Genomic DNA, 19,571 nt, shown 5'->3' with positions numbered 1-19,571 from the left:
GCGCATCCTTTGGTTCGCCGCCCGGCACCTTTGCCGCACCGGCTCCCCGCTTCATCGTCGTTCGAATCATTTCAGTTGATAGGCCGGGTCCATCAGCAGCGCCTCGAGATACGCGCTGCCGGTCGAATCCGTGTCGATCGCCGCGACCGGCGAAAGCTGCAGCACCGCGTGCTGCAACTGAAGCTCGGTCGACAAGCCCGCGATCGCCTGCGGCCGCGCCCGATATTGCGCGAGCCAGCGTTCGAGGTCGAAACGCAGGCCGCCGCGCGCGGGCCTGGCAGGCGCCGCGCGCATGCCGGCGGCGGACGCCGCATCGACCACCGGCATCGCGTGCGCGCGGACATTCGGCGGCGGCACCGTCGCACGCGCCGGCGGGTGCATGCCGGCCGTCTCGGTCGCGCGGAACAGTTGCTCGACGAACTGCTTGCGCGCGAGCAGCGTGGTGCTGTTGATCCACAGCGCGCCGCCCGGCCAGCCCTTCACGTTCGGCGGATAAAACAGGTTCTGCCCGAGCGTGCGCACGGTGTTCGCAAGCATCTGCGGATCGCCGTACGCAACGTCGAACAGCCGTACCGAGCCGACGACGAATTCCGCCGGCGACTTGACGAGCACGCCGCGATTGCGCGGGTCCCAGAAGGCGTCGGTCGACCACAGCGCGGCGAGCGCCGCGCGAATGTCGTAGCCGCTCGAGCGAAACCGCTCGGCCACCGCATCGAGCGCGCCCGGGTCGGGCGTATCCGACACGAACTCGCGCCACAGCTTGCCGGCGATGAAGCGCGCGGTGCCGGGCCGCTTCAGCAGGATGTCGAGAAAGCCGTCGCCGTCGAACGGCCCGGTTTCGCCGAGGATCGTCTTGTCGCCCGCATCGTGCCATTCCGGCCGCACCTCGAAGCGCAGCGTGTCGGGATCGACCGTCCAGCCCGTCATCGCGCGCGCGGCTTCGGTCACGTCGTATTGCGTGTAATGCCCTTCGCCGAGCGTGAACAGCTCCATCACCTCGCGTGCGAAGTTCTCGTTCGGGCGGCCCTTGCGATTGCTCGCACCGTCGAGATACTGAAGCATCGCCGGATCCTTCGCGACCGCGTGCAGCAGCACGCCGAAGTTGCCGAGCGCCTCGCGGCGAAACAGCGCGTTCTGCGCGGCCATCGTCTGCGGGTAAGGCACCTTGTCCTGCCCCGACGTGAAGTGCCCGTGCCAGAACAGCGTCATGCGCTCGGTCAGCGGCGACGGCGTGACGATCATCTCGTTGATCCAGGCCGCGCGCAGCGCATCGTAGCGGACATTGCGCTCGCGCTGCTCGTCGCGCCGCATGTCGGGGGTCAGCGCCTGGCGTTGCGCGCGCGTCGGCGGCAACTCGGCGATCCAGTCCGGCCACGTCGTGACGGGCTCGCGCCGAACACTGCCGAGCGTGTCGGCCACGACCTGCGCGCGCGTCATGCCGACGATGCGCGCGACATCGGCGGGCGCGGGAGAAAAACCGGTACGGCTCAGGAAAAACAATGCATCGTCGGCGTCGAGCGGCGACTGCATGGCGGGCGACGGCGCCGGTGCGGCAGCGTTCGCTTTCATCGTCATGGACTCCCGGTGCGCACCGGCGGTGCGGATGCCGGTACAACGGCAATCGGCAGGCGAAAGTTGACGGAAAAATTGCTACGAATCTTTTCCGCGCGATGGATCGCGTTGTGATCCGCAGGGCGAAAGACGGCGCGTCAGCGCTTGTACAGCTCGCGAACGGCGTCCTCGATGTGCTGGCGCAAAAGGTGGCGCTCCTCGGGCGTCATGTGCCCGTCGCGGCGGCGCTGTTCGAGATCGGGAGGCACGGCGGAACGAACCGTCATCTCGGCGGTACGATCCGACTGCGGCGCTTTGCCGCGCGGCAGCTTGCGCGACGATGCGCCCTGCTCGGGGCGCTGCGCATACGCGAAGTTCGACGCATACGGACCGGCGAGCGCGATCGTCAGCATCAGTGCAATCCGGGCAGATCGCATGACCGTCCTCGCTTCTTTGGTCGATTTGTTCCCTTCGTCACGCGGCAACCGGTTACCTCTGGTACTTGAAAAACCCTGCGGAATTCGGGTGTGCAAAGATGAATGATGGAGTGCAGGGGAGTATCTACCGAATTTCGGCTTCGAGTAAAGGAATCTCTATAGCCTGCCTTTACTCGGCGCGACACTACGGGTAAATTTTGTAACCGACTGTAACGCACGAAAATACGCGGCCGTGCGTCAATTCCCATTCGCGATAAGATGCCGATCATGGAAACGAAAAACCCCTCCAAGATTCTCGTCGTCGACGACGACCCGCGCCTGCGCGATCTGCTGCGCCGCTATCTCGGCGAGCAGGGTTTCAATGTCTACGTCGCCGAAAACGCGACCGCAATGAACAAGCTCTGGGTCCGCGAGCGTTTCGACCTGCTCGTGCTCGACCTGATGCTCCCGGGCGAAGACGGCCTGTCGATCTGTCGCCGCCTGCGCGGCAGCAACGACCGCACGCCGATCATCATGCTCACCGCGAAGGGCGAGGACGTCGATCGCATCGTCGGCCTCGAGATGGGCGCCGACGATTACCTGCCGAAGCCGTTCAACCCGCGCGAGCTCGTCGCGCGCATTCATGCGGTGCTGCGCCGCCAGGCGCCGGCCGAACTGCCGGGCGCACCGTCGGAAACCACCGAGGTGTTCGAGTTCGGCGAGTTCTCGCTGAACCTCGCGACCCGCACACTGACGAAATCCGGCCAGGAAATTCCACTGACGACCGGCGAATTCTCGGTGCTGAAGGTATTCGCGCGCCATCCGCGCCAGCCGCTGTCGCGCGAGAAGCTGATGGAGCTCGCGCGCGGCCGTGAATACGAAGTGTTCGACCGCAGCCTCGACGTGCAGATCTCGCGCCTGCGCAAGCTGATCGAACCGGATCCGGGCAGCCCGCGTTTCATCCAGACCGTCTGGGGCCTCGGCTACGTGTTCATCCCGGACGGCGCCGCCTGATCTTTTTCCTTTCCGGTTTCGCCCGCCCACGGCCCGTCCCATGCGTATCGACCGGCGCCTCCTGCAGCTCGCGTTCGGCGGGCTGTTCTGGCGCACCTTCCTGCTGATCGCGCTGCTGATCTCGGTCAGTCTCGCCGCGTGGTTCCAGAGCTTTCGTGTGATCGAGCGCGAGCCGCGCGCGCAGCGCGTGGCGCTGCAGCTCGTCGCGGTCGTGAAGCTCACGCGCACCGCCCTGCTCTACTCCGATCCCGACCTGCGGCGCGCGCTGCTGCAGGATCTCGAGAGCAACGAGGGCGTGCGCGTGTACCCGCGCGAAAAGACCGACAAGTTCAAGCTGCAGCCCGACGAATCGCTGAACCGCCTGATCGAGCACGACATCCGCAGCCGCCTCGGCGACGATACCGTGATCGCACAGTCGGTCAACGACATTCCCGGCGTGTGGATCAGCTTCAAGATCGACGACGACGATTACTGGGTCGCGCTCGACCGCGACCAGCTCGACAACGTCACGGGCCTGCAGTGGGCCGGCTGGGGGTTGTTCGCGCTCGCGCTGTCGCTGTTCGGCTCCGCGTTCATCACCAGCCTCGTGAACCGGCCGTTCTCGCGGCTCGCGCTCGTCGCGCGCCAGGTCGGCTCGGGGCAGGCGCCCGACCCGCTGCCCGAGCGCGGGATGGGCGTCGCGGCCGACACCAACCGCAGCTTCAACCAGATGGTGCGCGACCTCGAGCAGCTCGAGGCCGATCGCGCGCTGATGCTCGCTGGCATCTCGCACGACCTGCGCACGCCGCTCGCGCGGCTGCGGCTCGAGACCGAGATGAGCCCGTCCGACCAGGCGACCAAGGACGCGATGGTCGACGACATCGAGCAAATGGATCGCATCATCGCGGCCTTCATCGACTACGCGCGTCCGACCCAGCGCAAGCCGGAGCCGGTCGACCTGTCGTCGATCGCGCACGAAGTCGCTGCGCGCGTGTCGGGCGAGGACGGCGTCCAGATCCGCACGCGGCTCGCGCCGAATGCCGTGATCGAAGCCGACGAGACCGACATGCGCCGCGTGATCGGCAACCTCGTCGAAAATGCGCGCAAATACGGCCAGAGCCGCGACGACGGCGTGTCGCGCATCACGCTCGAGACGCGCGTGACGCACGCGCGCGTCGAGTTGTCGGTGAGCGACGAGGGCCCCGGCATCCCCGAGGACCAGCTGCCGCTCGTGATGCGGCCGTTCTATCGCGTCGACACGGCGCGCACCAAGGCGGACGGCACGGGGCTCGGGATGGCGATCGTGCTGCGCCTCGTCGGCCGCTATCGCGGTGCGCTGCGCCTGCGCAACCGCAGCCCCGACGCGGGCCTCGAAGTCACGCTCGAATTCCCCGGCGCCGGCAAGGCACGTGCGACGGCGTGACGCGCTCGCGTACGCCTGCCGCCCTTCACACTATCGATCCGGTTGAAAAAAACTATGGATGGCGTTAGTCAAAATCTATTGAAGCGCCTTACTAATAGTGTTACAGTCCCACCCATGCTGTCACACCATCGTTGCAGCACCGAGGTAGCTTGACTCAGTCTTCTTCCCAACTCATACAGGAGTATCCGCATGAAAACCGTTGGCGATAAACTCGAAGCTTTCACCGTCGTGGCCGCGAAGCCGGGCTTCAACAACCACGAAGAAAACGGCCAGTCGGCATTCGAGACCGTCACCGAAGCGTCGTTCCCGGGCAAGTGGAAGATCATCTACTTCTACCCGAAGGACTTCACGTTCGTGTGCCCGACGGAAATCGTCGAATTCGCAAAGCTCACGAAGCAGTTCGAAGAGCGCGACGCCGTGCTGCTGGGCGGCAGCTCGGACAACGAATTCGTCAAGCTCGCATGGCGCCGTGAGCACAAGGACCTCGACAAGCTGAACCACTACTCGTTCGGCGACGTCAAGGGCGAGCTGATCGACCAGCTCGGCGTGCGCGACAAGGAAGCCGGCGTGGCCCTGCGTGCAACGTTCATCGTCGATCCGGACAACACGATCCAGCACGTTTCGGTGAACAACCTGAACGTCGGCCGCAGCCCGGAAGAAGTCCTGCGGATTCTGGACGGCCTGCAAACGGACGAACTCTGCCCGTGCAACCGTGCAGTCGGCGGCGCAACGCTGTAAGCGCATCGATGCACGAAGCCCGCGGCGCACGTCCTGCCTGCGGGCTTTTTTAACGGCCAACCCATAGGAGATATCAATGGAATTCATCGATTCGATTAAGGCACGTATTCCCGACTACGCGAAGGACATTCGCCTGAACCTCGACGGCACGATCTCGCGCTCGTCGCTCGAAGGCACCGACGCTGTCGGCGTCGCGCTGGCGGCGGCGATCGCGGCGAAGAGCACGGTGCTCATCAAGACGATCCGCGAAGCCGGCGTCCTGTCGCCCGAAGAGACGAACGCCGTGCTGACGGCGGCCGCGCTGATGGGGATGAACAACACCTGGTATCCGTATGTCGAGATGGCCGACGACGCCGACCTGAAGACGCAACGCGCCGAACTGCGGATGGGCGCGTACGCGACGCACGGCGGCGTCGACAAGCGCAAGTTCGAGATGTACGCGCTCGCCGCGTCGATCGTCGGCAAGTGCCACTTCTGCGTGAAGTCGCACTATGCGCTGCTGAAGAACGAGCAAGGGATGACCGTCACGCAGCTGCGCGACGTCGGCCGTATCGCATCGGTGATCAACGCCGCCGCGCAGGTGATCGCCGCCGAAGGCGAATAAGCGGTTGCGCCGCGCGCACCGGCGGCGATGCCGGGAGCGACGCCCGCTTCAAACGAAAATGCCACGCTGATGCGTGGCATTTTCGTTTCCTCGGGGACGACGTGCGGCGCGAACCGCGCGCCGCCACGGACAACCGTCAGCCGCCCTGCTTCACCAGCAGCGCGGCGGCCTGCGCCTCGATCCCTTCGCCGCGGCCGAGATAGCCGAGCTTTTCGTTGGTCTTCGCCTTCACGTTCACACGATCGAGCGGCAGCCCGAGATCGGCCGCGATGTTCGCGCGCATCCCGTCGATATGCGGTGCCAGCTTCGGCGCCTGGGCGATCACGGTGCTGTCGACGTTCTGGATCGTGAAGCCGGCCGCCTTGATGCGGGCCGCGCACTCGCGCAGCAGCACGCGGCTGTCGGCGCCCTTGAATGCCGCGTCCGTGTCGGAGAAGTGGCGGCCGATGTCGCCGAGCGCCGCCGCGCCGAACAGCGCGTCGGTGATCGCGTGCAGCAGCACGTCCGCGTCCGAGTGGCCGAGCAGGCCGCGTTCGTACGGAATCGTCACGCCGCCGATGATGAGGGGGCGCCCCTCGACGAGCTGGTGCACGTCGTAGCCTTGTCCGATTCTGAAATCCATGCGTGTTCCGATAAAGAGGGGGTGAAAGTCAGGAGGCGTTCGCGGGGCGCGCGAGGATCGCTTCCGCGAGCGCGAAATCTTCGGGGTACGTGACCTTGAAATTGCGCAGGCTGCCCTGCACGACGCGCGGCGTATGGCCGGCCCATTCGATCGCGCTCGCTTCGTCGGTCAGGTCGTGCCCTTCGCGCTGCGCGCGCAGGATCGCCTCGCGCAGCATGCCGATGCGGAACATCTGCGGCGTCTGCGCCTGCCACAGCGCGTCGCGCGACTCGGTGCGCGCGATCGCGTCGCCGCCGGCCGGCACGCGCTTGAGCGTATCGGCAACCGGCAGCGCGACGATGCCGCCGACCGGATCGTCCTTCAGCGCCGCGACGAGCGTGCGGATCAGCTCCGGCGTGATGCCCGGGCGCGCGGCGTCGTGCACCAGCACCCAGTCCTGGTCGGTCGCGCCGAATTCGGCCAGCTCGAGCAGCCCGTTCAGCACCGACGCCTGGCGCGAGCCGCCGCCGCAGCGGCGCACCGCGAAGCGCAGGCCCGCGAAGCGGCGCGCGTCGAAATGGGAATCGTCGGGCGCGAGCACGACGAGCGTCTGCGCGAATTCGCTGCACGCGTCGAACGCGGCGAGCGTGTAGTGCAGCAGCGCGCGGCCGGCCAGCGTGCGGTATTGCTTCGGCACGGCCGAACCGGAACGGCTGCCCGTGCCGGCACAGGGAATCAGGGCGAAAAGTCGGGGAGTCACGAAGGGAAACGCCGGAAAGATGAAATCGAGAAGCGGATTTTATAATAGGTCTTTCGTCTCGACCGGCGCACCGCGATGCGCCCGTGCACGCCACCCCTGTCGTCCCTATGCCAGATAACGCTTCCACCCCGTCCGCCTCGCCCATTGCCCGCGTCAAGTCCGGCCAGTGTTTCGCCTTCGACGGCGCGCATGGTTCCGCCGACGCGCTCGCCATCGCCCGTTATCTCGCCGACAACCGCCAGGACGTGCCGCTCCTCGCGGTGATCTGCGCGAATGCGGTCGACGCGCAGCGGCTTTCGCAGGAAATCCGCTACTTCTCGCCCGACGCCCGCGTGCGCCTGCTGCCGGACTGGGAAACGCTGCCGTACGACACGTTCTCGCCGCACCAGGACCTCGTATCGGAGCGTCTCGCGACGCTGCACGATCTCGGCGAGGGCCGCTGCGACATCCTGCTCGTGCCCGCGACCACCGCGCTGTACCGGATGCCGCCCGCGTCGTTCATGGCCGCGTACACGTTCGCATTCGCGCAGGGCGAGCGGCTCGACGAGGCGAAGCTGAAGGCGCAGCTCACGCTGGCCGGCTACGAGCACGTGAGCCAGGTCGTGCGGCCCGGCGAATACTGCGTACGCGGCTCGCTGATCGACCTGTACCCGATGGGCTCGCCGCTGCCGTACCGGATCGACCTGTTCGACGACCAGGTCGACTCGATCCGCGCGTTCGACCCCGACACGCAGCGCAGCCTCTACCCGGTGCGCGACGTGCGCCTGCTGCCCGGCCGCGAGTTTCCGTTCGACGAAGCCGCGCGCACGGCCTTCCGCAGCCGCTGGCGCGAGACGTTCGAAGGCGACCCGAGCCGCGCGCCGATCTACAAGGACATCGGTAACGGCGTGCCGTCGGCCGGCATCGAGTATTACCTGCCGCTGTTTTTCGACGAAACCGCCACGCTGTTCCACTACCTGCCGCAGGATGCGCACCTCGTGTTCGCCGGCGATCTCGACGCGTCGATCCGCCGCTTCACGGCCGATACGAAGCAGCGTCACGCGTTCCTCGCGCACGATCGCGAGCGGCCGATCCTCGAACCGCAGCGCCTGTTCCTGTCCGACGAGGATTTCTTCGCGTTCGCGAAGCCGTTCGCACGCGTCGTGCTGCCCGCGCAGCCGGCCGGCGGCTGGGCGACGGCGCTGCCCCAGCTCTCCGTCGATCGCCATGCCGACGATCCGCTCGCGTCGCTGCGCACGTTCGTCGAATCGTCGGGCAAGCGCGTCCTGCTGACCGTCGAATCGGCCGGCCGTCGCGAGACGATCCTGCAACTGCTCGCCGAACACCATCTGCGCCCCGCGTCGAACGACCACTTCGCGGGCTGGCTCGAGAGCGACGAACGTTTCGCGCTCGGCGTCGCGCCGCTCGCGAACGGCTTCGCGGTGCCGGGCGAAGGTTACGCGGTCGTCACCGAGACCGAGCTGTACGGCGCGCTCGGCCGCCGCGCGGGCCGCCGCCGGCAGGAACAGGCCAGCAACGTCGACGCGATGGTGCGCGACCTGTCGGAACTGAAGGTCGGCGACCCGGTCGTCCACGCGCAGCACGGCATCGGCCGCTACATGGGCCTCGTGTCGATGGACCTCGGCGAAGGCGAGACCGAATTCCTGCACCTCGAATACTCGGGCGACAGCAAGCTCTACGTGCCGGTCGCGCAATTGCACGTGATCTCGCGCTACAGCGGCGCCGATCCGGACAGCGCGCCGCTGCACGCGCTCGGCTCCGGCCAGTGGGAACGCGCGAAACGCAAGGCCGCGCAGCAGATCCGCGATACGGCCGCCGAGCTGCTGAACCTGTACGCGCGCCGCGCGGCCCGCGAAGGCCACGCGTTCTCGCTCGATCCGCGCGACTACGTGAAGTTCGCCGAAAGCTTCGGCTTCGAGGAAACGCCCGACCAGGCGGCAGCCATCGCGGCCGTGATCGGCGACATGACGAGCGGCAAGCCGATGGACCGCCTCGTGTGCGGCGACGTCGGCTTCGGCAAGACCGAGGTCGCGCTGCGCGCCGCGTTCATCGCGGTGCTGGGCGGCAAGCAGGTCGCACTGCTGTCGCCGACCACGCTGCTCGCCGAGCAGCACACGCAGACCTTCGCCGACCGCTTCGCGGACTGGCCGGTGCGGATCGTCGAGCTGTCGCGCTTCAAGACGACGAAGGAAGTGAACGCGGCGATCGCGCAGATCAACGAAGGCAGCGTCGACATCGTGATCGGCACGCACAAGCTGCTGTCGTCGGACGTGCAGTTCAAGCGCCTCGGCCTCGTGATCATCGACGAGGAACACCGCTTCGGCGTGCGCCAGAAGGAAGCGCTGAAGGCGCTGCGCGCGGAAGTCGACGTGCTGACGCTCACCGCGACGCCGATTCCGCGCACGCTCGGGATGGCGCTCGAGGGGCTGCGCGACTTCTCGGTCATCGCGACCGCGCCGCAGAAGCGCCTCGCGATCAAGACCTTCGTGCGCCGCGAGGAAGAAAGCGTGATTCGCGAGGCGATGCTGCGCGAACTGAAGCGCGGCGGCCAGGTGTACTTCCTGCACAACGAGGTCGAGACGATCGAGAACCGCAAGGCGATGCTCGAGGCGCTCGTGCCCGAGGCGCGCATCGTGATCGCGCACGGCCAGATGCACGAACGCGAGCTCGAACGGGTAATGCGCGATTTCGTCGCGCAGCGCGCGAACGTGCTGCTGTGCACGACCATCATCGAGACCGGCATCGACGTGCCGAGCGCGAACACGATCATCATGCATCGCGCGGACAAGTTCGGCCTCGCGCAGCTCCACCAGTTGCGCGGCCGCGTCGGCCGCTCGCACCACCAGGCATACGCGTACCTGCTCGTGCACGATCCGCAGGCGCTGACCAAGCAGGCGCAGCGCCGGCTCGAAGCGATCCAGCAGATGGAGGAACTCGGTTCGGGCTTCTATCTCGCGATGCACGACCTCGAGATCCGCGGCACCGGCGAGGTGCTCGGCGACAAGCAGTCGGGCGAGATCCACGAGATCGGCTTCCAGCTCTATACCGACATGCTGAACGACGCGGTGAAGGCACTGAAGAACGGCAAGGAGCCCGACCTCACCGCCCCGCTCGCCGCGACGACGGAAATCAACCTGCATGCGCCGGCGATCCTGCCGGCCGACTACTGCGCGGACGTGCAGGAGCGGCTGTCGCTGTACAAGCGGCTCGCGAACTGCGAGCACGGCGACGCGATCGACGGTATCCAGGAGGAACTGATCGACCGCTTCGGCAAGCTGCCGCCGCAGGCGCACGCGCTGGTCGAGACGCACCGGCTGCGGATCGCCGCGAAGCCGCTCGGCATCGTGAAGATCGATGCGAGCGAGGCCGCGATCGGACTGCAGTTCGAGCCGAATCCGCCGATCGATCCGATGCGGATCATCGAGATGGTGCAGAAGCACCGGCACATCAAGCTGGCGGGACAGGACAAGCTGCGGATCGAGACGCGCTCGCCCGACCTCGCGATCCGCGTGTCGACGATCAAGGAAACGCTGCGCGCGCTCGCCCCGAGGCAGGGCGCGGTGGCCGCGGCGCGCTGACGGGTCGTGACGCGGTACTGACGGCCATGCCGATGCTGCACCGCACTGCGCGCGGCGCGGGCGGGCCGGCGCGTTTTTGAGTATGATTTTCGCATTCATCAGACGGAGTTTTGCCATGTCCACTCTCGACGCCACGGCGCCGTCCACCGACACCCAGGGCGACGCGTCGCTCGTCAGCCTGCCCTGGATCAAGCAACTGGTGTCGATGGACACGACGAGCCGCGTGCCGAACCTCGGCCTGATCGAAACGGTGCGCGACGCGCTCGCCGCGAAAGGCATCGCATCGACGATCACGCACGATCCACGCGAAGGCTGGGCGAACCTGTTCGCGACCGTGCCCGCGCACGACGGCTCGACGAACGGCGGCATCGTGCTGTCGGGGCATACCGACGTCGTGCCGGTCGACGGCCAGCAATGGGACAGCAACCCGTTCGCGCCGGAAATCCGCGACGGCCGCCTGTATGGCCGCGGCACCTGCGACATGAAGGGTTTCATCGGCGCCGCGCTCGCGCTGCTGCCCGAGATGCAGGCGACGAAGCTCGCGAAGCCGATCCATTTCGCGCTGTCCTACGACGAGGAAATCGGCTGCGCCGGCGCGCCGCTGATGATCGCCGACCTCGTCAAGCGCGGCGTGCAACCGTCGGGCTGCATCGTCGGCGAGCCGACCAGCATGCGGCCGATCATCGCGCACAAGGGCATCAACGCATACCGCTGCTGCGTGCGCGGCCACGCGGCGCATTCGTCGCTGACGCCGAAGGGGCTGAACGCGATCGAGTATGCGGCGCGCCTCATCTGCCACATCCGCGACATCGCCGACCGCTTCCGCGCCGAAGGCCCGTTCGACGCGCTGTACGACGTGCCGTTCACTACCGCGCAGACGAGCACGATCCAGGGCGGCAACGCGATCAACACGGTGCCGGCCGAGTGCCGCTTCGACTTCGAATTCCGCAACCTGCCGACGCTCGATCCCGAGCAGATCTTCACGCGCATCGAAGCGTATGCACGGGAAACACTGCTGCCGCAGATGCTTCGCGAGCATCCGAATGCCGCGATCGAATTTTCGAAGATCGCCGCGGCGCCGGGCCTCGACGCAACCGAACAGGCCGCGATCACGCAACTCGTGCGCGCGCTGACGGCGGACCAGGACAAGCGCAAGGTCGCATACGGCACCGAGGCCGGCCTGTTCGAACGCGCGGGCATCCCGAGCGTCGTATGCGGGCCCGGCAACATCGAGCAGGCGCACAAGCCGAACGAATATGTCGAGCTCGCGCAGCTCGCCGGCTGCGAGCAGTTCCTGCGCAAGTTCATCCGCAGCATGTCGGTCGACGCGCACTGACTGCCTCCCGCCACGCCGGCCCGCGTGTGCGGGCCGGCCCACTCCGCCACCCGCCACGTCATGTCGACTGAACAACAGGGCACGGCCCATACGACGATCGACGGCGAGCCGATCCCGACGCTCGACGAAATCGCCGCGCAGCATTTCGCACTGTCGCCCTGGGTCGCGCGCACGCCCGTGTTCGAACGCGCCGACCTGCCGTCCCTCGAGGGCACGCACGTCAACTTCAAGTTCGAGCTGCTGCAGGTGAGCGGCAGCTTCAAGGCGCGCGGCGCATTCACGAACCTGCTTGCGCTCGACGAGGCCCGCAAGAACGCGGGCGTCACCTGCGTGTCGGCCGGCAATCACGCGGCGGCCGTCGCGTATGCGGCCATGCGGCTCGGCAGCAGCGCCAAGGTCGTGATGTTCCACACCGCGAGCCCGACGCGCATCGCGCAGTGCAAGCAGTACCGCGCGGAAGTCGTGCTGGCCGGCAGCGCGTCGCAGGCGTTCGATCTGGTGCGCCGGATCGAGGCCGAGGAAGGCCGCTTCTTCATCCATCCGTTCAACGGCTATCACACGATCCTCGGCACCGCGACGCTCGGCTACGAATGGGCGACGCAGACCCCCGACCTCGACGCGGTGATCGTACCGATCGGCGGCGGCGGGCTGGCGGCCGGCATGGCGACCGCGCTGCGGCTCGCGAATCCGCGCGTGCACGTGTACGGCGTCGAGCCGGAAGGCGCCGACGCGATGAGCCGCAGCTTCGCGGCCAATCACACGATCAAGATGAGCGCGATGCAGACGATCGCCGATTCGCTGATGGCGCCGCATACCGAGGAATACAGCTACCAGCTGTGCCGGCGCCACGTCGACCGCATCGTCACCGTGTCCGACGACGCGCTGCGTGCCGCGATGCTGTTCCTGTTCTCGCAACTGAAGCTGTCGGTCGAACCGGCATGCGCGGCCGCCCTCGCCGCGCTGCTCGGCCCGCTGCGCGAAACGCTGCAGGGCAAGCGCGTCGGCGTGCTGCTGTCGGGCACGAATACCGACCCGGGCACGCTCGGCATGCATCTCGCGCACGCGAAACCGCAGCACTGATCGCGCGCCGGGCGTCAGCGAACCAACCTAGGGTTATCCCCAGATTATGTTGACAGCCCTGTTGATAACCCGCCGGACAAGCACGCAAGTGGTTGAGCGCGCAGCGTTTTGCGCGCGCGGAGGTCGATCGACACGAATTGGGCAGATGCGGCCTTCAGCCGCGTGCCCCAAGACCTGGTGGCACCGCGCGGCGCCCATGATCGGCGGCGTCGCGATCGCACTGCTCGCCGGTTGCGCGGCACCGCCCCCGCCCGCCGCCGGCACGGCGCCGGCCTGCACCCAGCCGGGCGAGAGCCGCATGCTGCAGGCCGACCTGCTGTTCGGGCGCGACATCGCGGGACACGGCTCCGTCACCGATGCGGAACGCGCGGCGTTTCTCGCCGACACGGTCACGCCGCGTTTTCCCGACGGCCTGACCTACTGGGATACGCACGGCCAATGGCGCGACCGCACGACCGGCGGTATCACGCGCGAGGACAGCTTCGTGATCCGTATCATCGCCGACGATACGCCCGACACGCGCGTGCGGCTCGCCGCGATCCGCAGGGCCTATATGGAGCGGTTTCATCAGGAATCGGTCGGCATGACGGTGGTGCCTGCGTGCGCGTCGTTCTGATTCAGCCGCTCCCGCTTGCGTCGACGCACAAAAAAAACGGGCGCCCGAAGGCGCCCGTCGCATGCATGAACAGCGGTATCCCGCTTACTTGTTCTCGAACATGTCCATGATCTGCTGCTTCTCCTGCGGCGTGACGGGCGGCGGCGCGAGCCCTGCCGCACCGGCCGAACCCAGCGCGTCGTTCGCGCTGATCGCGTTCTCGGCCGGGTTGATGTCGACGTTCGCGACGAAGCCGTTGCCCGGCGTCCGATCGGCGTAGTACAGCTCGCCGTCGATCGAGGTCAGGCCGTCCGGCATCGGCATCTGCTGCTCGGGCACACCGTTCAGCGCGGTGCGCATGTAGTTCACCCAGATCGGCAGCGCGAGCTGCGCGCCGAACTCGCGGCTGCCGAGGCTCTTCGGCTGGTCGAAGCCCATCCATGCCACCGCGACGAGCGATTGCTGGTAGCCGGCGAACCAGCCGTCCTTCGCGTCGTTCGTCGTACCGGTCTTGCCCTGCAGGTCGCTGCGGCCCAGTGCGTTGGTGCCCGCGCCCGTGCCGGCCGTCGCGACCGAATGCAGCAGGCTGTTCATCACGTACGCGTTGCGGCCTTCGATCGTGCGCGGGGCCGTGCTGCCCGCCAGCACCGGCTGCGACTTCTGCAGCGGCTGGCCGCGCGCGTCGTCGACCTCGGCGATCAGGTACGGATCGACCTTGTAGCCGCCGTTCGCGAACACCGCATAACCCGTCGCGAGCTGCAGCGGCGTCACGAGGCCCGCGCCGAGCGCCATCGGCAGGTAAGGCGGCGTCTTCGCGGGATCGAAGCCGAAGCGCTGCGTCACGTACTGCTGCGCATACTGCGTGCCGATCGACGCGAGGATCCGGATCGACACGAGGTTCTTCGAACGCTGCAGGCCGGTACGCATCGTCATCGGGCCGTCCGGCTGGTCGTCGTCCTTCGGCTCCCAGGCGGTGCCGCCCGGCACGCTCGGCGGGAAGTACAGCGGCGCGTCGTTGATCATCGTCGCCGGCCCCATGCCCTTGTCGAGCGACGCCGAGTAGATGAACGGCTTGAACGACGAGCCCGGCTGCCGCCATGCCTGCGTCACGTGGTTGAACTTGCTCTTGTTGAAGTCGAAGCCGCCGACGAGCGAGCGGATCGCGCCATCCTGCGGCGCGATCGCGACGAGCGCGCCTTCGACCTGCGGCAGCTGCACGACCTGCCAGCCCGTCTTGCCGTCCTTCAGCACGCGCACGACCGAGCCCGGCTTGATGCGCAGCGTATCGTTCGCGCGCGGGCTCAATGCGGCCGACACGAAGCGCAGCCCGGCCGGCCCGATCGTCGTGGTCGCGCCGCCGACGAACTGCACCTCGACCGCGTTCGGCGACGCCGACAGCACGACCGCCGACTGCAGGTCGCCGTTGTCCGGGTGATCGGCGAGCGCATCGTCGATCGCCTCGTCGCGGTCGTCGCCGGCCGCGGGCAGCTGGATCGACGCTTCCGGCCCGCGATAGCCGTGGCGGCGCTCGTAGTCGAGAATGCCGCGACGCACGGCCTGGTACGCGGCTTCCTGGTCGGCCGAATTGATCGTCGTCGTGACGGTCAGCCCGCGCGTATAGGTTTCGTCCTTGTACTGCTGGTACATCATCTGCCGCACCATCTCGGCGACGTACTCGCCGTGCACCGCGTACTGGTTGCCCGGCGTGCGCACGTGGATCTCTTCCTTCACGGCCTCGTCGTACTGCGGCTGCGTGATGTAACCGACCTCGAGCATGCGCTTCAGGATGTATTCCTGGCGCACCTTCGCGCGCTTCGGATTGACGACCGGGTTATAGGCGGACGGCGCCTTCGGCAGCCCCGCGAGCATCGCCGCTTCCGCGAGCGTGATGTCCTTCAGGTCCTTGCCGAAATACACGCGCGCGGCGGCCGCGAAACCGTACGAGCGCTGGCCGAGATAGATCTGGTTCATGTACAGCTCGAGGATCTGGTCCTTCGTCAGGGCCTTCTCGATCTTGTACGCGAGCAGCATTTCGTAAATCTTGCGCGTGTAGGTCTTCTCGCTCGACAGGAAGAAGTTGCGCGCGACCTGCATCGTGATCGTGCTCGCGCCCTGGCGCGCGCCGCCGTGCATCAGGTCGGCGACGCCCGCGCGCAGGATGCCGACGAAGTCGACACCGCCATGTTCGTAGAAGCGGTAGTCCTCGATCGCGAGCACGGCCTTCTTCATCACGTCGGGAATGTCCTGGAACCGCACGAGGCTGCGGCGCTCCTCGCCGAACTCGCCGATCAGTACGTGATCGGCCGTGAACACGCGCAGCGGCACCTTCGGCTGGTAGTTGGTCAGCGCATCGAGCGACGGCAGTTGCGGCGCCATCACGACCAGCGCGTAGCCGACGATCAGCGCACCGACGATCGCCAGCGTCGCGAACAGGCCGGCGAACCACAGCGCGACGCGCGAGCCGAACGAGCGACGGCGCCCTCCGCCGCCGCTGCTGCGCTGGGTGCGGCGGTCGTCGTCGCGATCGTCGTCATCGGGGTAATAGGCTCCGGACGGCGAACGGCGCAGCGTGTAGTGGGGTTCGTTCCTGTCGGAAGAAGAAGGCGGTCGTTTGATAATTGGCATGTCGGAATGGCGGGCGTACGTGGCACCCTCGGACGCATGCGGAAATGCAAGCGGATGAATCAGAGCGGGTACAGCGTGATGCGGCTGTCACGTCGACAGACCCCGCCGCGCGGCGATCCGTTCCCGCGACGTGACAGCGCATTTTAATGAAATCGACCGGGTGCCTTCGCGATTTTTTGTAAAAATTCCCGCAATGCCGTGATTTGAGGAACGTATTGTCGGCATCCTCTGCCTATCATGGACACGCAATATGGTGCGCACGGTCGATTTTCTTTCAACCGCGAAAGGTTCGACATCCTGATGCGCACGCCGCTTGAACTCGCGCGTTTAAGCCGTATTTAAGTGAACCGGTGGTGTAATATCCGCCGGCTCATGCGGGTCGGAACCGGCTCGCTACGGGCACTGCCGCGGTGACGCGGCGCCTTTCAATCACGGAGGATTTCATGTCGCTTTTCGACTCTGTTTCGCGCACGATCAAAGGCCTGCTGAACGATGCGGCCGATTCGGTACAGGATCCGTCGCGCGACGCACGGCAGATCGTGCGGGAGCTCGACGACAGCATCGGTCGTGCCGAGAATTCGCTGATCGAGATCGAGGCACAGGTCGCGACCCAGCGCAGCAAGCGCGATGCGGCCGACGACAAGGTGAAGAAGTACGAGGACGGCGCGAAACGCGCGCTGCAGGCCGGCGACGAGGCACTCGCACGCGAGGCGCTCGGCGCGCAGTCGAACGCGGAAGCCGAGCGTGACGCGCTCGCGGCCGAACTGTCGACGCTCGAGCCGTCGGTCGACAAGCTGAAGGGGCAGATCGCCGACATGCGTCAGCGCCGCAACGACCTGAATGCACGCTCGAACATCCTGCAGGCCAAGCAGGAAATCGCACAGGCGAAGGACGTCGCGGCCAGCGCGCTGGGCGGCATCGGCGGCAAGAACCTGTCCGAAGACTTCCAGAAGCTCGAGGACAAGGTCGCGCTGCAGAACGCCCGCTCGGACGCGCGCCTCAATTCCGCCGACACGTCGAGCGGCAAGGCACTCGACGACAAGCTCGCCGCGCTGAACAAGGGTCCGTCGGTCGAGGATCGCCTCGCCGCGCTGAAGAAGCAGCTCGACACGCCCGCGCAGTAACGGCAACTGCGGGCAACCGCGCCGCCGCCCGTCCCGGGCGTGCGGCGCGAACCGATCGTCAGGAGACGGGCGCCTGCGCCCGGTTCGACCATGAAGAAATCTCTCGCCGCACTCGGCTTCTCGCTGATGTTGCTGTCGTCCGCCGCGTTTGCGGTCCCGTCGCTGCAGCAGGTCGAGCAGTCGATCGCGCAACGCAACTGGCAGCAGGCCGACACGCAGCTGTCGCAAGTCATCGACGCCCATCCGAACAACGCGCACGCGCGCTACCTGTATGCACAGGTGCTGGACCGCGAGGGCCGCGCGTCCGATGCGCTCGCGCAGCTGCAGCGCGCGAAGTCGCTCGATCCGCAACTGAAGTTCACCGATGCGTCGCGCTTTGCCCAGACAGAGTCGCGCATTCGCGCCGACGCCGCGCGCGTGAGCGGCAACGTGCCGTCGGCGACGCAGGCCGGTACGCTGCAATCGTCGCTCGCGCCCGCTGCCGCGCCGGCAGAAAAACACGGCCCGTCGACCGGCATGTGGATCGGCCTCGGGCTGATCGTCGCGGTGATCGCGCTGGTGCTGCGCTGGACGCTGCGGCGCGCGCGCACGGCCGACGACAGCCGCGCCGACGACGAGCGCCGCACGCAACTCAAGCGCGCCACCGGCGTGCTGAACGACATCCGCCCGCTGAAGCTCGACGCGAAGCTGTCGACGGCGCCGGGGGCCGCGGCGCTCACGGGCGAACTCGAAGCGATCGAGACCGACGCGCGCACGCTCGTCGAAACGCTGTCCAACGGCAAGAATCCGGTACCGCCCTATCGCGTCGACGAGCTCGAACAGCGCCATGCGAGCGTGAAGGCACGCGTCGAAGGGCGTCCCGACCCGGCCGCGCAACCTGCTGTACCGGCGAACGGCAGCGGCTCCGTGTATGCGCAGGAAGCCGATCGCATGACGGGCGCGCAGGGCCAGCCGTATCCGCCGCCACCCTACCCGCAACAGCAGCCGCCCGTCGTGATCCAGCAAGGCGGCGGCGGTTTCGGCGGCGGCATGGGCGGGCTGCTGACGGGCGTCTTGCTCGGCGAGGCGATGTCGGGCGGCCGCGAGCGCGTGGTCGAACGCGACGTGATCGTCGACGGCGAACGCCGCCGGCAGGAGAACGACCCGGGCTTCGACCTGGGCCGCGGCGATGCGTCGAACTGGAGCGACGGCAACGGCGGCGGCGGCATGGACCTCGGCAGCAACGACGACGGCTGGACCGACGACAACACCTGACGCCGCGCAGCGCGTCGACACACCCGCGACGCGCTGCAACGCACGCCACGCTCCCCTTCATCGCCGGCCGCGCCGGCGCGCGGATTTGTCAATCATTTCAAGATGGACTACCGGCAATGGGGAGCGTTCGCTATCATGCGGCCATCGGCGTGCCACCGACCCTCATTCGACGCTCCGCATCCCCGCGCGTCGCGGCACGCCTCCCCTCGCCCCCAACAGGAGAAAGCCGCTCATGAGCATCATCAAGGAATTCAAGGAGTTCGCCGTCAAGGGCAACGTCATGGATCTCGCCGTCGGCGTGATCATCGGCGGCGCGTTCTCGAAGATCGTCGACTCGGTCGTGAAAGACCTCATCATGCCGGTGATCGGCGTGCTGACGGGCGGTCTGGATTTCTCGAACAAGTTCGTTCTGCTCGGCACCATCCCCCCGACGTTCAAGGGTAATCCCGATTCGTTCAAGGACCTGCAGGCCGCGGGTGTCGCCGCGTTCGGCTACGGCTCGTTCATCACCGTGGCGATCAATTTCGTCATCCTCGCGTTCATCATTTTCCTGATGGTGAAATTCATCAACAAGCTGCGCAAGCCGGAAGAAGCCGCACCGGCCGCGACGCCGGAAGACACGGTGCTGCTGCGCGAGATCCGCGATTCGCTAAAGCAGCGCTGATCGCCGAGCACCCCGCCTGCCAGGCCCGCCCCGTGCGGGCCTTTTTATTGCGCGCGCGATGCACCGCCGCATGCGGCCTATCTCACTTTTTTGTGACGGGCGAATGCACGCGCGGGAAAAGCAGGTCTATGATGGAGACTAAACGACAGTACGGGCGCCAAGACGCTGGCTGTGTCGATCATGGCGAGCAGGTCGACGGGAGACATTGATCGTCGTACTGCACGAAGGC

Annotated in this window: 16 protein-coding genes; 11 read left to right on the top strand and 5 right to left on the bottom strand. The window is 67.0% G+C overall.

What is annotated here, in order from left to right; genetic code table 11:
• Positions 1-66 precede the first annotated feature (66 nt).
• Positions 67-1,569, bottom strand: a complete 1,503-nt coding sequence (locus L810_RS21415; protein WP_042975615.1) for a DUF1800 domain-containing protein — start codon at positions 1,567-1,569, stop codon at positions 67-69.
• 140 nt (positions 1,570-1,709) lie between these two features.
• A complete protein-coding gene (locus L810_RS21410) occupies positions 1,710-1,988 on the bottom strand; it encodes a hypothetical protein (protein WP_011352385.1) in 279 nt (92 codons plus the stop codon).
• A 258-nt stretch (positions 1,989-2,246) separates the two neighbouring features.
• On the opposite strand from L810_RS21410, the gene ompR reads away from it, so the two are divergent.
• From ompR to L810_RS21390, 4 genes are all read left to right on the top strand, one after another.
• A complete protein-coding gene (gene ompR, locus L810_RS21405) occupies positions 2,247-2,981 on the top strand; it encodes an osmolarity response regulator transcription factor OmpR (RefSeq protein ID WP_006478565.1) in 735 nt (244 codons plus the stop codon).
• Between the two features lie 40 nt (positions 2,982-3,021).
• Positions 3,022-4,383: an ATP-binding protein gene (locus tag L810_RS21400; RefSeq protein ID WP_021160387.1), complete on the top strand. Its 1,362-nt coding sequence runs from the start codon at positions 3,022-3,024 to the stop codon at positions 4,381-4,383.
• 189 nt (positions 4,384-4,572) lie between these two features.
• Entirely contained in the window at positions 4,573-5,121 is a 549-nt protein-coding gene (locus L810_RS21395; protein WP_006478563.1) for a peroxiredoxin, read from the top strand.
• A 76-nt stretch (positions 5,122-5,197) separates the two neighbouring features.
• Positions 5,198-5,725 carry a carboxymuconolactone decarboxylase family protein gene (locus L810_RS21390; RefSeq protein WP_011352388.1) on the top strand — a complete coding sequence of 176 codons (528 nt, stop codon included), beginning with the start codon at positions 5,198-5,200 and terminating at the stop codon, positions 5,723-5,725.
• A gap of 136 nt (positions 5,726-5,861) precedes the next feature.
• Here L810_RS21390 and ispF read toward each other — a convergent pair whose 3' ends face one another.
• A complete protein-coding gene (gene ispF, locus L810_RS21385) occupies positions 5,862-6,347 on the bottom strand; it encodes a 2-C-methyl-D-erythritol 2,4-cyclodiphosphate synthase (protein WP_021160386.1) in 486 nt (161 codons plus the stop codon).
• A gap of 28 nt (positions 6,348-6,375) precedes the next feature.
• A complete protein-coding gene (gene ispD / locus L810_RS21380) occupies positions 6,376-7,086 on the bottom strand; it encodes a 2-C-methyl-D-erythritol 4-phosphate cytidylyltransferase (RefSeq protein WP_021160385.1) in 711 nt (236 codons plus the stop codon).
• Positions 7,087-7,193: 107 nt separating this feature from the next.
• Here ispD and mfd point away from each other — a divergent pair, with 107 nt between their 5' ends.
• The 4 genes from mfd (at position 7,194) to L810_RS21360 (ending at position 13,696) form a co-directional block, all read left to right on the top strand.
• Entirely contained in the window at positions 7,194-10,664 is a 3,471-nt protein-coding gene (gene mfd, locus L810_RS21375) for a transcription-repair coupling factor (protein WP_042975611.1), read from the top strand.
• 115 nt (positions 10,665-10,779) lie between these two features.
• Positions 10,780-12,000 (top strand): acetylornithine deacetylase, encoded by a 1,221-nt coding sequence (argE, locus tag L810_RS21370; protein ID WP_021160382.1) that lies wholly within the window; start codon positions 10,780-10,782, stop codon positions 11,998-12,000.
• A gap of 60 nt (positions 12,001-12,060) precedes the next feature.
• The gene (locus L810_RS21365) at positions 12,061-13,080 is read left to right on the top strand and encodes a threonine/serine dehydratase (protein WP_021160381.1); all 1,020 of its coding nucleotides are present in this window, start codon (positions 12,061-12,063) and stop codon (positions 13,078-13,080) included.
• 196 nt (positions 13,081-13,276) lie between these two features.
• Positions 13,277-13,696 carry a DUF3574 domain-containing protein gene (locus L810_RS21360; RefSeq protein ID WP_021160380.1) on the top strand — a complete coding sequence of 140 codons (420 nt, stop codon included), beginning with the start codon at positions 13,277-13,279 and terminating at the stop codon, positions 13,694-13,696.
• An 84-nt stretch (positions 13,697-13,780) separates the two neighbouring features.
• On the opposite strand, the gene L810_RS21355 is transcribed toward L810_RS21360, so the two are convergent.
• Entirely contained in the window at positions 13,781-16,300 is a 2,520-nt protein-coding gene (locus L810_RS21355) for a penicillin-binding protein 1A (RefSeq protein ID WP_021160379.1), read from the bottom strand.
• Positions 16,301-16,743: 443 nt separating this feature from the next.
• Here L810_RS21355 and L810_RS21350 point away from each other — a divergent pair, with 443 nt between their 5' ends.
• The 3 genes from L810_RS21350 (at position 16,744) to mscL (ending at position 19,342) form a co-directional block, all read left to right on the top strand.
• Positions 16,744-17,424, top strand: a complete 681-nt coding sequence (locus tag L810_RS21350) for a PspA/IM30 family protein (protein ID WP_021160377.1) — start codon at positions 16,744-16,746, stop codon at positions 17,422-17,424.
• A gap of 90 nt (positions 17,425-17,514) precedes the next feature.
• Positions 17,515-18,678, top strand: a complete 1,164-nt coding sequence (locus tag L810_RS21345; RefSeq protein WP_021160376.1) for a tetratricopeptide repeat protein — start codon at positions 17,515-17,517, stop codon at positions 18,676-18,678.
• A 232-nt stretch (positions 18,679-18,910) separates the two neighbouring features.
• Positions 18,911-19,342 carry a large conductance mechanosensitive channel protein MscL gene (gene mscL / locus L810_RS21340; protein ID WP_006487991.1) on the top strand — a complete coding sequence of 144 codons (432 nt, stop codon included), beginning with the start codon at positions 18,911-18,913 and terminating at the stop codon, positions 19,340-19,342.
• Positions 19,343-19,571 lie beyond the last annotated feature (229 nt).

Origin of the sequence: Burkholderia sp. AU4i, from assembly GCF_000466765.1 — a bacterium.
GTDB lineage: Bacteria > Pseudomonadota > Gammaproteobacteria > Burkholderiales > Burkholderiaceae > Burkholderia > Burkholderia cepacia.
The sequence above is the reverse complement of the archived record's forward strand: the minus strand, read 5'-3'. Positions and strand labels throughout refer to the sequence as shown.